The organism is Actinoplanes sichuanensis (assembly GCF_033097365.1).
GTDB classification, from domain to species: Bacteria; Actinomycetota; Actinomycetes; order Mycobacteriales; family Micromonosporaceae; genus Actinoplanes; species Actinoplanes sichuanensis.
Map to the genome: position 1 here is coordinate 4562264 of NZ_AP028461.1, position 13627 is coordinate 4575890.

The following is a 13627-nucleotide window of genomic DNA, read 5'->3' on the forward strand; positions in this document are numbered from 1 at the left end:
CGCGTACCCACGCCTGCCGTTTCAACGCTGCGCCGCCCGCACGACAGGGAGCCGAGACATGCCCGACCTTCGTGTGCTACTCGCCGACGACCATCCGGTCTTCCTGGCCGGAATGCGCCAGCTCGTCGACGCGATGCCCGGCATGACCGTGGCGGCGGAGACGACGAACGGCACCGACGCGGTCGCCGCCGCCGAGTCGCTCGCCCTCGACGTGGCCGTACTCGACCTGCACATGCCCGGCCTCTCCGGCGTCGAAGCCACCCGCGCCATCACCACCCGCAACCCCGCCGTCGGCGTGATCATCCTGACGATGATGGACGACGACGAGTCACTGTTCGCCGCCATGCGCGCCGGTGCGAAAGGTTACCTACTCAAAGGCGCCGGCCCGACGGAGGTCGCGCAGGCGATCACCGCGGTCGGCAACGGCGCGGCGGTCTTCGGCCCGGGCATCGCCCACCGCCTGATCGACTACTTCGCCACGCCGCAACGTGCCTCGGCTGAGCAGATCAGCGGGCTGACCGCCCGCGAACGCGAGATCCTGACCCTGGTCGCCGACGGACACAGCAACGCGGCCATCGCCGAGCAGCTCTTCCTCAGTGCCAAGACGGTCCGTAACCACGTGTCCAACATCTTCGCCAAACTCCACGTCGCCGACCGTGCCCAGGCGATGGTCCGGGCCCGCCGGGCCGGCCTCGGCAGCTGAGACCCGGGACCGGAACCGGGACTCCAGCACCATCCGCCGGGACCGACCCCGGGTTAGCGTCCGGCCATGATGACGTTCTCCCTGCTCGGGCCGGTGCGGGCCGGTCGTGACGGACAGGACCTGCCGGTCGGCAGCCCACAACAACGCACCATTCTCGCGGTGCTGCTGCTGCGCGAGGGCATGGTCGCCACCGTGGAGGACCTGTCGGCGGCGCTCTGGGGCGAGTCACGGCCCCGAACGGCGGTCAGCGTCCTGCGCACCTATGTGTACCGGATGCGACTGCGACTCGGCGACGACGTCGACATCCGTACCTACGGGGACGGATACCTGCTGAACGTCGCACCCGAGGCGGTCGACGTCCGGCGTTTCCGCCGGCTCACCGATCAGGCGCGGCATGCGATGGGCCGCGGCGAGTACGAGGAGGCGTTCCGGGACCTGCGGGCCGCCATCGCCCTCGACCGAGGCACACCGCTGGCCGGCGCTGTCGGTCCCTTCGTCGAAGGCCAGCGTCACCGGCTCGCTGAGATGGTCGGTACGGCCCGCCTCGACCTGTATGCCGCCGGGCTGGCTCTCGGCCGGCACGGTGAGGCCGTGGCGGATCTGACGGCTCTGGCCGCCGAGCACCCACTCTGGGAACGTGTCCACGAGCTGCTGATGCAGGCCCTGTGCCAGGGCGGGCGGCAGGCCGAGGCCCTGCTCCGTTACCACGCCCTCCGCGGTCGGCTCGCCGACGCGCTCGGCATCGATCCGAGCCCCACTCTGCAGCACCTCTACCGGGAGATCCTGCTCTCCGACCGTGTCGCCGCCGGGGCCGGCCGGTGATCACCGAGCTGCCGTCCCCGCCCGCGTGGCCGGTTCTCGGCCACCTCCCGGCGCTGGCCCGCGGTGGGCGGCCGCACCGTGTCCTCGAGGAATGGTGCGACCGCTACGGCTCGACGTACCGACTGCGTCTGCCCGCCGGGCCGGCCGTCGTCACGGCCGACCCCAAGATCGTCCAAAGCATTCTCCGGGGGCGGCCCCACCTGTTCCGACGGGAACCGCACATCATCCGCACCATCGAGGCCACCGGCGTGCACGGGGTGTTCACCGCCGAGGGCACACGATGGCACGCCGATCGCAAGGCCGCGAACGACCTGCTGGCTCACGACCCGCACACGGCGGTCACGCGGGCGGTCACCCGCCTACGTGATCGCTGGTCCGCCCGGGCACAGGCCGGACAGCAGATCCCCGTTCTGGCCGACCTGATGCGCCTGAGCCTGGACGTGACCCTCGCGGTGAGCACCGGTCAGGACCTCGATGCGGTCGACGACCCGGACGGTCCGCTGCAAACGCTCATCCCGCGGCTGTTCCCCGCGATCCATCGGCGCATCAACGCACCGTTTCCCCTCCCCCGCGACCGGAATCTGCAGCGCCTGCTGCGCTCGGCCCGGGACCTGTTGCCGGTGGATCACTTCGGGACCGTAATCACCCTGCTGCTCGCCGGGCAGGACACCACCGCCGCGGCCGCCGGCTGGTCACTGCAGTACCTCGCCGCGGACCCCGAGGAGCACGCCAGAGTTCGCGCGGAAGCCGACGAGGCCTTCAGAGCAGGCGAGTTCACGGCTGAAGCCGTGACGGCCGGCCGGTTGCGGTACACCCACGCCGCGGTTCGAGAGGCGGTACGGCTACGCCCACCCGCGTCCCTGACCGTGGTCGAGGCGGTCGAAGCCGTCGAACTCCTCGGCGAGGACACCCTGGTGCATGCCCGTCCGGGGATCCCGATCTGGGTCCTGATGGCCTACGGGGCCCGTCGCTTCCCCGACGCCGCCGTATTCCGTCCGTCGCGATGGCTGACCGACCGGGCTCCGACGGACGCGCCTTATCTGCCGTTCGGCGGCGGCCCCCGGGTGTGTCCCGGCCGGGACCTCGCCCTGCTCACGGCCACCGCGGCCGTCGCGATGACCGCCCGCGACTTCGATCTGCACACCAGCGGACCGCCCCGGGAGCGGGTCGCGTTCACCATGCGCCCGGATCGTCTGACGCTGACCCTCACACCCCGCTGAGGCTGACGATCGCTGGGCGGAGGACCCCGATCCGCGTGTGGTGGGGTCCTCCGCCGGGAGATCTACTGGGTGACCGGGATGTCGCCGGTCTGGCCCCAGCTGCGGTAGATCGCGGTGCCGTTGCTGCCGTAGTAGGTGATCTTCCACTCGCCGTTCGGGTTCCACACCGCCCGGTCGAACTGACCGTCACCGTTGTAGTCACCCGGCACCGGGATGTCACCGGCCGCCGCGTTCAACTGCGGATAGATCGCGACGCCATTCGTGCGGTAGTACTGGATGTACCACTTACCGTCCGACGGCCGGTACAAAGCCCGGTCGTACTGGCCGTCGTTGTTGTAGTCGCCCGGGGTGGGGATGTCACCGGCCTGACCCCAGTCACGGTAGATCGCCGTACCGTTGCTGCCGTAGTAAGTGATCTTCCACTCGCCGTTCGGGTTCCACACCGCACGATCGAACTGACCGTCACCGTTGTAGTCACCCGGCACCGGGATGTCACCGGCCGCCGCGTTCAACTGCGGATAGATCGCGACGCCATTCGTGCGGTAGTACTGGATGTACCACTTACCGTCCGACGGCCGGTAGAACGCCCGGTCGTACTGGCCGTCGTTGTTGTAGTCGCCCGGGGTGGGGATGTCACCGGCCTGACCCCAGTCACGGTAGATCGCCGTACCGTTGCTGCCGTAGTAAGTGATCTTCCACTCGCCGTTCGGGTTCCACACCGCACGATCGAACTGACCGTCACCGTTGTAGTCACCCGGCACCGGGATGTCACCGGCCGCCGCGTTCAACTGCGGATAGATCGCGACGCCATTCGTGCGGTAGTACTGGATGTACCACTTACCGTCCGACGGCCGGTAGAACGCCCGGTCGGTCTGCCCGTCGTTGTTGTAGTCGCCGGTGGTCGCGGAGCGGACGGTCTCGTCCGCCCACAGCGCATCGGCGATGATCGTGGCGTTGTTCACCTCGAGGCTGTACGCGTCGGGATAGGCCGATACCTGTACCCGCTGGCAGATGGTGCCGATGTCACCGCTGTTCCACGCGTTGTCCGGGTACTTGTCGAGCATCGAGCCGAGGAACTTGCTGGTGGCGTAGGCCGGCTTGACCAGGTCTGCCGGGTCGCCCCAGCCCTGGGACGGGCGCTGCTGGAACAGCCCGACGCTGTCGTCGTCGCCGCCGTCCCAGTTGTGCAGGGTGGTCTCGGTGATCGCCGTGGTCAGCGCGATCACAGCGGCGCGTTCGTTGAGTTTGCGAGCCCGGACGGCCGCGACGATGGCTCGGGCACACGAGACCTGGTACGCGGTGACGGTGTCGCCCAGGCGAGGCGAGTTGTTGAGCCTGGTGTTGAGGGTGGCGGCCAGCTGGCTGTCCTGGGTGGTCGGCCCGTCGGGCTGGCACGTGACGGCGGTCAGGGCCAGCGCGACGACCTGTTCGGTGCTCAGTGGCTGGTCGGGTTCGGCAGCGGCGGCGGCCGGCGACACCGCGGTGATGAGTCCGACGACGACCGCCGAGACGGCCGCGAGGCGTGGGTACGGGTTCATGGCAGTGGTCCTCCTGGCGCACGAGAGGGAGGCCCCGGCCTGAGCGGCCGGGGCCGTTGCGAAGGGGGTTACTGAGTGACCGGGATGTCGCCGGTCTGGCCCCAGGTGCGGTAGATCGCGGTGCCGTTGGTGCCGTAGTAGGTGATCTTCCATTCGCCGTTCGGGTTCCACACCGCGCGGTCGAACTGACCGTCACCGTTGTAGTCACCGGGCACCGGAACATCACCGGCCGCCGCATTCAACTGCGGATAGATCGCCACGCCATTCGTGCGGTAGTACTGGATGTACCACTTACCGTCCGACGGCCGGTAGAACGCCCGGTCGTACTGGCCGTCACCGTTGTAGTCGCCCGGGGTCGGAATATCACCGGCCTGACCCCAGCCGCGGTAGATCGCCGTACCGTTCGTGCCGTAGTAGGTGATCTTCCACTCGCCGTTCGGGTTCCACACCGCACGATCGAACTGACCGTCACCGTTATAGTCACCCGGCACCGGAACATCCCCCGCCGCCGCATTCAGCTGCGGGTAAATGGCGACGCCGTTCGTCCGGTAGTACTGGATGTACCACTTTCCATCCGACGGCCGGTAGAACGCCCGGTCATACTGGCCGTCGCGGTTGTAGTCGCCGGGAACCGGAATGTCGCCCGCCTGACCCCAGTCACGGTAGATCGCCGTACCGTTGCTGCCGTAGTAGGTGATCTTCCACTCGCCGTTCGGGTTCCACACCGCGCGGTCGAACTGACCGTCACCGTTGTAGTCACCCGGCACCGGAACATCACCGGCCGCCGCATTCAACTGCGGGTGAATCGCGACACCGTTCGTCCGGTAGTACTGGATGTACCAGTTACCGTCCGAGGGCCGGTAGAACGCGCGGTCGGTCTGCCCGTCGTTGTTGTAGTCACCGATGGTCCGCCGCTGCTGCGGCGCCAGCCACTCCGCGACCGTCTCGCCGCGCAGAACGCTCAGCAGGGCTTCCTTGTTCTCGCGACTCTCGACCTTGTTGCGGTCTTCGCTGAGGTGGATGTGCCACAGGTGCGAGGAGTCCGACGACGACAGTTCGTCGGCACGGAAGTCGTAGCCCTCCACCGCGCTGTCGGTGTCGGCCTGGCCGAAGAACTCCTTCCAGCCGTTCAGCCGGGGGTCCTTGGGGTCCTGGCCGGAGGCGAGAAGCCGCTTGGAGTACTTCGCGATGCCGCTGTAGTCGGCGGCGGCCGCCTGGAAGTCCGCCGCACTGACCGGTCCGGCATAGTCGGACGCGGCCACGGCGGCGAGGTTGGTCGACGCGAGCTGAGCTTCGGGGAAGGTCCAGTCGTAGGCCGCCGCCTTGTCCGAGGGACCGCCCTGGTCCTCCTCGTGACGCACCGAGTAGTCGTCCGAGGCGTTGGCAGCACGGGTGTTGTGGTAACCCGGCTTATTGGCGTAGATACCGCCGTTCTGGCTGCCGGGTTCCAGCGCCAGCAGCTGCTCCATCAACCACCAGGACTCATCGGTGATCCGGGCCGGATTCGGATTCGCGGCGGCGCTGGCGGGCGTCGCCGGGCCCACGGCGAATACCGCGAGAAGTACCGCCGAGGCGGTAGCGGCGGTCAGCCGGGACATCCTTATGGAAATCCGGCGGACGGTCGAGGTGCGCAAGTAGCTTCCTCCCCATGATTGTTTCCCGGAATCGCGATCGATCCGGAGCATGATTCGGCGCCGGCACGTTTTCGGCAGCACGAATTACCGCCGCATACGCAATAGCGGCGGCGCACAGTTAAGTGAGAGCGTCAATGATGGACGCTAAATGATTACCACTGACCGACCCTACTCCCGGCAATCGCGCAGGAGAAAATGAGAGGCGTCGGAATGCAGAGTTTTCGTCCCCGTGTTCATCAGACTCGTCCCCGTGTCGAGATCCTTTACGAACGGTCGAAGCATATCAGGGGTCATCTATCTCAAATGGCGGCGGAAAGAACGTCAGGCAAATAGCGATCAACCGGCAAGGGCCATAGAGGTCGAAGGCTGACGGTCGCTGGCTTGGTAGGCCGCCCGGCACGGCCCCCGGGGCGACGTGATCTCCCCGAAGAAATCCGAAAATTCTGACTTGCGCGCTTCACGCCGGGCCTGCCGTATCGCACTGAACGGTGAACAGGACAGGCGGCACGGCGGAAGGTGACACGGTGATAGCGGCTCACGAGGTGATCGGCATCGGGTTCGGAGTTCTCGGGACGGTCACACCTTTGGTGGCGATCTGGCTCCGCCAGCGCTTCCGGCTCCAGCGGGAACGGGAACGGGGTGACTACCTGCGCGTGGCGACCACGCTGCCGCCCGGAAGCCGGGTTCAGGAACAGCGCGACGACGGTACCCGCCTCACCGTTGACATCGGTATCGCCTACCGAAACGAGTCCTGATGAACGGCGTCCTGGAACCTCCCGACGAGCACCGAGGCTCGGCGCCCCCGGCGACACCCAGCGCTCCGGCCGATCTCCGCCCCCAGGCACCGTCGGCCGATGATGTGGCCGCCTTCAGCACCTTCTACCGCCAGGAGATAAAACCCCTGGTCAACTTCCTACTCTGGATGGGTGCCGGCCTCGTCGACGCCACGAACATCGCCCAGGAGACGATGATCGAGGTCTACAAGCAGTGGCCGTCGATCCGCCGGCACCGGGCCTGGGCGCGAAGCGTCGCCTCCCGCAAATTCGGTCTCTGGCGCTTCAAGATCGGCCATGAGGTGGCCACGGAGCCGGAGATCCTCAGCCCACTGCTGCCCGCCTACGACAACACCGCCGCCTGGCGACAGCGGCAGGACGTACTGCGACTGGTGGCCACGCTTCCCGAACGGCAACAGCAGGTGATGGCCTGGACCCTCGACGACTTCACGCCGCAGGAGATCGCCGAGGAACTCGGCATCACCTCGGAGGCGGTCCGATCCAACCTGATGCTGGCCCGCCGCAAGCTCGTCGCCCGGCTCGCGCAGGAGGGAAGCAGCGAATGAACCACGACGAGTCGCCCTCGAGCCTGCACGCCGGCACCGCAGCCGACCTCGGCCGCCTGCTCGACGTCGAGGCGGGGCTTCGTGAAGTCCTCATCGCCGCACAGCACGCCGGCACCGAACAGGACCTCGATCTCGACGTCGAGGCCGGACTCCACGCCATCGTCCCGAGCCGAACGGAAGCCACGCCGGAACCGGCACCATCCTCCCCGATACAGCTGCGACGAAAGCCCGACCCCATGCCGGACCGACCGGAACTGCACAGCACCGTCGCTGCTCGACTGATGTCAATGGACAGCACCAGCCGACTCGCTCTGCGTAACCATCCGTCCGTCGTCTCCGTCGAGTTCACCCTGGCCATCTCCAGCGCGAAGGCGATCAACGACGTCATCGTCGGACTACTCGACCTCGAGCTCGACCTCGGCCGTAGTTCCGCCCGCGACGTCCGCGACCGCGCCTATGCCCTCACTCGCGACCTCAGCTCCGTTCGGGCCACCGCCGTCGGCACGGCCCTCGCCCCCGTCTTCACCCGCAACCTCGCCTTCGACCATGTCCGCTACCTCGCCGGCGACCTCTCCAACAGGTTGAGGCGCGAACTCATCAGCGGCCCGGTCCTCGACCCGGAAGCGGCAGTCGCCGACCTTGCCCGGGAGCTGGCGGCCGCCCTCATCCGCGCCTTGGATCGTGCCCGCGACCTCGATCACGTCCTCGGACTCGCCCGCGACCTGGGACACGTCCTCGACCTCACCCCCGTCCTCGGACTCGACCTCACCACCTATCGCGCCCTGCACCTCGCCCGCCTCCGCGACCTCGACCTCGCCCGCGCCTTCGACCTCAACCTCGATCACGACCGCCCGCGGGGCCTCGCTCGCGCCCTCGACCACGTCCGGGTGTTCGCTCTCTTCCGCGCGCGTTCCCGCAGCCGCGCTCTGGATCGTGCCCGCGACCTCGCCATCGCCGGCGACCTCGCCCGCGACTTCGGCCTCGACCTCGATCACGCCCGCAACGACTTCACGACGGCCGACCTCAGTGATGTGGACCTCACCGGGGTGTCGCTGATCGGTGTCCGCTGGTCGATGTCGAACACCCGGTGGCCATCAGAGCAATGGCGAGCCCAAGCACTCCTGACCTCGCGAGAACTCGGCGACGGGACGTACGAGATCGAAACCGGAACCACGAACGTTCCCGTCCACAGCCTCTGAAAGGCATCGGCGGTTCTGTCGGAGGGCACCACTAACATCCGCCGCATGCACTCAGTCGTCGTCGATCACGCCCTGAAGATCCTCGATCGGTTCACCACCGATGACCCTCCGACCGCGTCGGCTGAGGAGCGCACCGCCTGGGCCGAGGCGCTGCTCGACAGCGGGGATCCGACCGCGGCCGCCGAGCAGCTGATCACCGTGCTGCGGGCCGGGCCGACGCCCGACACGCTGCCGGAGGTCGCCCGTCGTCTGCCCTGGCAACAGGCGCGGTCGGTGCTGGCGGCCGCCATCGACAACGGCCGGGTCACCAGAGAGATCTCTCTCCGGCCACAGCTGGGCAGCGGGTTCGCTCGACTCGCCGCGGGGTCGGACGAGGCCGAGGAGGCGCTGCTACGGGCCGTGCTCGCGGTGGAGCAGTATGAGGAGAGTCCGCCGTACGGTCCCCATCGGGAGCGGAAGCACCGCGTCGCCGCGGTCGTGGCCGCGCTGGCCGAGGCGCATCCCGGCGAACCGGAACGGCTTGATCTGTGGGCGTCCATCCTCGGTGCGGCCGACCGACCCCGACTGGCCGCCGCGGCCCGCCTGCTCGCTCCGCTCGGTCTCGCCGAGATCGATCGGCGCTGCGGCGAGTTGGACGCTGACACCGAAGGCACCGAGGGAGTGGGCCTGGCGCGGGCTCTGGCCGAGGCCGGCCGGCTGACGGAGGCCTTGGAACTGGCCGCCCGGCTGCAACCGGACCCTCGACAGGCGGCTCTGCTCGCCATGGCCGAGGTCGTGACCGGCGAACGCGAGGCGAAGGCTGAGGTCCGGACCGGCGAGCGCGAGGCAAGGGCCGAGGTCCTGACCGGCGAACGCGAGGCGAAGGCCGTGGTGGCCGCTTTTCGGGCCTGCCCCAAAGGCGGTCGCGACCGCCACCAGCAGCTGGCCTATCAGCACCGTCTGACCGTGCTTCTCCTCTCGTTCGGGCGGGTCGACGACGCGCTGGCCGAACTGTCCAAGATGTGTGGCCGACCGTTCGCCTCGTCGGCCCCCATCCGGCTGGCGGAAGAGATCGTCGACCGGCTCGGCCGACGGCCGGAGCCGGTCACCGACGAGCGACTGCGGACCCTCCTCGACGCCTTGGACACTGCGAACCTGCGACCCTACGAACTCTCGCTCGAGATCGCCGACCTACTACACGGAGTATTCGTGCTCGCCGGGCCGGACCTGCGCGCCGAGATCCTCAGCACGCGCGCGGCGACGATCCGGACACGGCTGGCCACCCACGGCTCGGGTCATGTCGACATCGGTCTGGCAGCCGGGCTGATCGCGATCGGCCGCGCGGGCGAGGCGGCTGCCCACCTCCGCACCGTATCGGCCGCGACACCCGCCCGGCGATACGGCTTCACCGCGGAACTACTGATCGCGGCCGCCGCCGACACCGACCTACCCGAGTACGACCCGGATCTGTTCGCTGAGGTGTACGGCATGATCGCGGACCTGGCGGCGTACCCGCCACCGCAGAGTTCCGCTCCCGCCATCGCTCTCGGCCCCGCCGGCCGTGCCACGGCCGCCCGGCTGACAGATCGTTTCCGGCCCAACCGTCTCCCCCGCCGACTGACCGGCTGGCTGGCCGAGGCGGCGGCCCGGACCGGTGACTTCGACACCCTCGGCATCCTCCTCGAGAAGGCCACCGACGAGCCCCAGGCCTCGCTGGCCGCCCGCCACCTCGCAGCGGCCCTGGCCCGCTACGGCGACCGAGCAGGCGCCGACGCGGTGGCCGATGCCTGCGGCCTGTCACCGACCTCGCCGACGGCCGGCTGACCCGTGTCAGGGCGACCGCCTCCGTGACCGCTACCGGCGGCAACGCACCCGCTGAGCACGTCAGTGCAGGGCCGCCCGGAGGAAGTCGGCGACGGCCTCCCAACTGGGGGCCGGCGCGCCGACGGTGATGCGCTCGGTGCCGCCGGCGGTGCGGTAGACGGTGTGCCCGATGTGGTTGGCCGGGTCGAGGACCTCTCGTCGATCGTGGCCGGCGCCCGGCACCGAATAGAACGTCGCCGTCGCACCGGCCGCCCGCAGCGCGTTGTAGAGCAGCACACTCTGCCCGTGAGGGACGAACCGGTCGTCCTGCCCGTGCAGGATCATGATCGGCGGGGCGGCCGCGCTCGCGTAGGAGGCCGGGTCGGTCGCCCGTACCTCCTCCGGCCGGGTCTGGATCGGAAAGCCGAGCAGCGCCGACTCCGGTGACGCGGGGTCGTCGTGGCAGGCCGTCAGGCCGAACATGCTGTTGAAGAACTCACGGCCGCCGGGCGGCATCTGCTCGTCCATCTGCAGGAAATTCGTCGGCGGATAGAAGGCGACGGCGGCCCGCACCGCGCTCGGCGGGTCGTCGACGCCGGTGAGGGCGGCCATCGCGGCGGTCCAGCCACCCGACGAGTCACCCATGATCACGAACCGGGCCGGGTCGAGACCATAATCGTCGGCGTGCTCGCGCAGCCAGCGGATCGCGGCCTGGATGTCGTGCAGCTGCGCCGGGAACACGGCCTGGGAGCTCGCGCGGATGCTGACGCCCGCCACGGCGTACCCCATCGGGTTGAAGATTTCGGCTATCAGGTCGGCGCTGTCCTTGCCGTTGTCGGCCATCCACCCGGAGCCGCCGCTCCAGATCAGCACCGGCAGCGGGCCGTCGGACGTGGTGGCCGGCAGGTGCAGGTCGAGGAGGTGACCTCGGCCGCCGGGCGGGTCCGCGGGCGCGTAACTGAGTTCAGTGATCACCGGCACGCCGAGAAGCGTATCCCCGGGGCCGCCGATCGAGCCGATGAGATCATCCATCGGTGACACCCGACCTCGGCGCCATCACCGACCGCACGGCATGGACCTCACCGGACGCCGGGGCCTTCAACCCTCCCTACCTGACGACGTACGCCTACGACGGACCGTTCTCGAACGGCCTCCCCGCGTTCGACGTCAGCCACGACCAAACCTCACTGATCTACGGTACGAACTGGGGCTTCACCTGCACGATCCTCGGTGTCGAGGTGCTCGGCGACGCCGACATCGCCGTCCCGACCGGCCACACCCAGCTGTACATCCTGGAGAAGCGTGCCGTGGTGGACGCCACCGGCGCGGTGATGCGGATCTGGCCCGCGGCCCATCCGTCAGACGCGGATCAGGTCTGGCGGCTGATCGTGCCGCAGACCGCCGAACAGCGGTTCCGCAACCAGCAGGCCACCCCGGGAATCGGAGCCGGCGTCGATGACGCCGTGCAACTCGCCGCCCGGCTGGGCAGCCCGGTACTGCTGGCCCGCCAGGTCGGCGAACGCTACTGGCACTGAGGCGGCGTGTCAGATAGTCGATCGTGAGCTGCGAAGTTGCGGGGCAACGTCCAATTCACGGTTTCGCTACTGTCGATGGCATGCCGGAACCGAAGAAGAAGAACGAGATGAGCTACGTCGACGCGGGCGGCGAGCTGCGCCGCTACACCGGCGTGGCCGTGATCTTCTTCGGGGTCGGCACGCTGATGGTGTTCACCATGCTGGCGATCAAGATCGGTGAGCCGGACTTCCCGGTGGCTCCGGTCCTGGCCGCGGCACCGTTCATCATCCCCGGCATCGTCATCACCGCCATCGGCGTCTTCACCAAGGATCCGAAGCGGTCCTTCCGGCGGGTCGGCGTCGGGGCGGCTCTCATCCTTCTGGGCGACCTTTTGATCTTCGGCCTGCGCGCCGTACTCGTCTGAGACTCGCTCTGTTTTGAGAAAGAAGATCTGATGACGTTGCAGGTAGACCCGGAAGCGATACGCAACTACGGGTTCATGCTGGGCCGCGCCCACGACGACGCGCAGGACTGCAAGGCCTACTTCACCGCGCAGGTGCCCGAGATCGCCATGGGCATCGAGGGTGGCCTCATCAGCCTCATCGGGTACGAACACAGCACCGTCCGCCGCAAGCTCGGCGCGATGCTCGACCAGTTGACGGACATCCTCGACGCGTCACAGAAGGCGCTGTTCGACGCCGCCACCCACTACGAGCACACCGACGAGGACTCCGCCAGACGTCTCGACCAGAGCTACCCGTCCGTGCAGCGCCCGATCCCCGCGGTCAGCTGAGCATGGGATTCAGTGATCCGCAGGACCCGACCGCCTACCTGACCGCGCCCGCGGAACGCAGCGAGTCCATCTGGGGTCAGCCCTTCTCCAACCCCGGCACCGTGTTCGACTGGTTCAGCCCCACCCACATCATCAACGAGTTCATCAAGCAGGCGTGCGGCTACGACCCGGTCGGGGACGCGGCGAAGGTGTTCGGCGGCGACTGGGAGACCATCTGGCAGGCGGCCGGCGCCATCGCCAACCTCGCCGATGCGCTCCAGGCCATCGGCATCAACCTGACCAGCGGAAACCTCGACCTCGATGCCCAGTGGGAGGGCAACGCGTCCGAGGCCGCCTACGTCTACTTCATGCAGCTCGGATCCACACTCAGCTCCCAGCACGAGAGCCTGACCGATCTGGCCGACTCGTATCTCAAGGCCGCCGAGGGGGCCTACCGGCTCGCCGAGTCGGCGTCCGGCGTCATCAAGGACATGGGCGACGCCGCCATCATGGGCGTGATCGCCACCTCGGCCGGAACCGCCGCCATCGAGACGGGGGTCGGCGCCGTCGCCGGGTACTCCTACGCCGCCTATCAAGCGTGGAAGATCTACGAGCTCGGAGCCAAACTCAAGCTGATCATCTCGACCGCCTACAACGCCATCAACCTGCTCACCGGCGAGATTCAGGCGGCCTCCGCCGACACCGGCGCCCTGTCCCGGTATCCGCTGCCCGCCGCCTACCAGCATCCGGCCAATGCGGCACCGTTGTAGGAGATCATGAACGAGAACGCGGAACAGAAGATCCTCACCGGCTTGTTGCGCCACATCGCCGACAACAGCGACAACGAAGTGCTCCGCGAGTTCGCCGGCGAGGCCTTGCGAGGCAACATCGACGTGGCCGACGGCATGGCCTTCTCGGCGTACGCCGAGGCGCTGGCGCCCCACGTGGACGGGTTCATGCAGTGGCGCGACGGACTCAGCGAAACCGAGCGGGAGAAGCAGATCGGCGACTGTGCCGCCCAGCTGGAGAGGCTCGAGGAACAACTCGCCGAAGGCGCCGACGACGGCTTTCACCCGCGTCACGAACACCGTTAGGAAGCGTGG

Annotated in this window: 14 protein-coding genes and 2 pseudogenes; 12 read left to right on the forward strand and 4 right to left on the reverse strand. The window is 68.4% G+C overall.

Features of this window, described 5'->3' with window-relative positions; translation table 11 throughout:
- Nucleotides 1–58: 58 nt before the first annotated feature.
- From Q0Z83_RS21070 to Q0Z83_RS21080, 3 genes are all read left to right on the forward strand, one after another.
- Nucleotides 59–703 carry a response regulator gene (locus tag Q0Z83_RS21070; RefSeq protein WP_317795673.1) on the forward strand — a complete coding sequence of 215 codons (645 nt, stop codon included), beginning with the start codon at nucleotides 59–61 and terminating at the stop codon, nucleotides 701–703.
- 66 nt (nucleotides 704–769) lie between these two features.
- Nucleotides 770–1525 (forward strand): AfsR/SARP family transcriptional regulator, encoded by a 756-nt coding sequence (locus tag Q0Z83_RS21075; RefSeq protein WP_317795674.1) that lies wholly within the window; start codon nucleotides 770–772, stop codon nucleotides 1523–1525.
- Entirely contained in the window at nucleotides 1522–2745 is a 1224-nt protein-coding gene (locus Q0Z83_RS21080; protein WP_317795675.1) for a cytochrome P450, read from the forward strand. Before Q0Z83_RS21075 ends, Q0Z83_RS21080 begins: the two co-directional genes overlap by 4 nt.
- A 62-nt stretch (nucleotides 2746–2807) precedes the next feature.
- Here the strand turns inward: Q0Z83_RS21080 and Q0Z83_RS21085 are convergent, their stop codons facing one another.
- From Q0Z83_RS21085 to Q0Z83_RS55865, 3 genes and pseudogenes are all read right to left on the reverse strand, one after another.
- Entirely contained in the window at nucleotides 2808–4283 is a 1476-nt protein-coding gene (locus Q0Z83_RS21085) for a hypothetical protein (protein ID WP_317795676.1), read from the reverse strand.
- A 929-nt stretch (nucleotides 4284–5212) separates the two neighbouring features.
- A pseudogene (locus tag Q0Z83_RS55860) lies at nucleotides 5213–5473 on the reverse strand (hypothetical protein); the annotation flags it as partial.
- Between the two features lie 99 nt (nucleotides 5474–5572).
- Nucleotides 5573–5881 (reverse strand): annotated as a pseudogene (locus tag Q0Z83_RS55865) (hypothetical protein); the annotation flags it as partial.
- Between the two features lie 560 nt (nucleotides 5882–6441).
- Here Q0Z83_RS55865 and Q0Z83_RS21095 point away from each other — a divergent pair.
- From Q0Z83_RS21095 to Q0Z83_RS21110, 4 genes are read left to right on the forward strand one after another with little or no spacing between them, the layout of a single operon-like run.
- Nucleotides 6442–6672, forward strand: a complete 231-nt coding sequence (locus Q0Z83_RS21095; protein WP_317795677.1) for a hypothetical protein — start codon at nucleotides 6442–6444, stop codon at nucleotides 6670–6672.
- Nucleotides 6672–7256, forward strand: coding sequence for an RNA polymerase sigma factor (locus Q0Z83_RS21100; protein ID WP_317795678.1), 585 nt, complete (start codon nucleotides 6672–6674; stop codon nucleotides 7254–7256). The genes Q0Z83_RS21095 and Q0Z83_RS21100 overlap by 1 nt, the downstream gene beginning before the upstream one ends.
- Nucleotides 7253–8455 (forward strand): hypothetical protein, encoded by a 1203-nt coding sequence (locus Q0Z83_RS21105; protein WP_317795679.1) that lies wholly within the window; start codon nucleotides 7253–7255, stop codon nucleotides 8453–8455. Before Q0Z83_RS21100 ends, Q0Z83_RS21105 begins: the two co-directional genes overlap by 4 nt.
- Before the next feature lie 45 nt (nucleotides 8456–8500).
- Complete coding sequence (locus tag Q0Z83_RS21110; RefSeq protein ID WP_317795680.1) at nucleotides 8501–10258, forward strand: hypothetical protein; 1758 nt, start codon at nucleotides 8501–8503, stop codon at nucleotides 10256–10258.
- A 60-nt stretch (nucleotides 10259–10318) separates the two neighbouring features.
- Here the strand turns inward: Q0Z83_RS21110 and Q0Z83_RS21115 are convergent, their stop codons facing one another.
- Nucleotides 10319–11269 (reverse strand): alpha/beta hydrolase, encoded by a 951-nt coding sequence (locus tag Q0Z83_RS21115; protein WP_317795681.1) that lies wholly within the window; start codon nucleotides 11267–11269, stop codon nucleotides 10319–10321.
- A 2-nt stretch (nucleotides 11270–11271) separates the two neighbouring features.
- Between Q0Z83_RS21115 and Q0Z83_RS21120 the strand changes: the two genes are divergently transcribed.
- From Q0Z83_RS21120 to Q0Z83_RS21140, 5 genes are all read left to right on the forward strand, one after another.
- Nucleotides 11272–11772, forward strand: coding sequence for a hypothetical protein (locus Q0Z83_RS21120; protein ID WP_317795682.1), 501 nt, complete (start codon nucleotides 11272–11274; stop codon nucleotides 11770–11772).
- An 80-nt stretch (nucleotides 11773–11852) separates the two neighbouring features.
- A complete protein-coding gene (locus Q0Z83_RS21125; RefSeq protein WP_317795683.1) occupies nucleotides 11853–12176 on the forward strand; it encodes a hypothetical protein in 324 nt (107 codons plus the stop codon).
- A gap of 30 nt (nucleotides 12177–12206) precedes the next feature.
- Nucleotides 12207–12545, forward strand: coding sequence for a hypothetical protein (locus Q0Z83_RS21130; RefSeq protein WP_317795684.1), 339 nt, complete (start codon nucleotides 12207–12209; stop codon nucleotides 12543–12545).
- A 2-nt stretch (nucleotides 12546–12547) separates the two neighbouring features.
- Complete coding sequence (locus Q0Z83_RS21135; RefSeq protein ID WP_317795685.1) at nucleotides 12548–13294, forward strand: WXG100 family type VII secretion target; 747 nt, start codon at nucleotides 12548–12550, stop codon at nucleotides 13292–13294.
- 6 nt (nucleotides 13295–13300) lie between these two features.
- Nucleotides 13301–13618, forward strand: a complete 318-nt coding sequence (locus Q0Z83_RS21140) for a hypothetical protein (RefSeq protein ID WP_317795686.1) — start codon at nucleotides 13301–13303, stop codon at nucleotides 13616–13618.
- Nucleotides 13619–13627 lie beyond the last annotated feature (9 nt).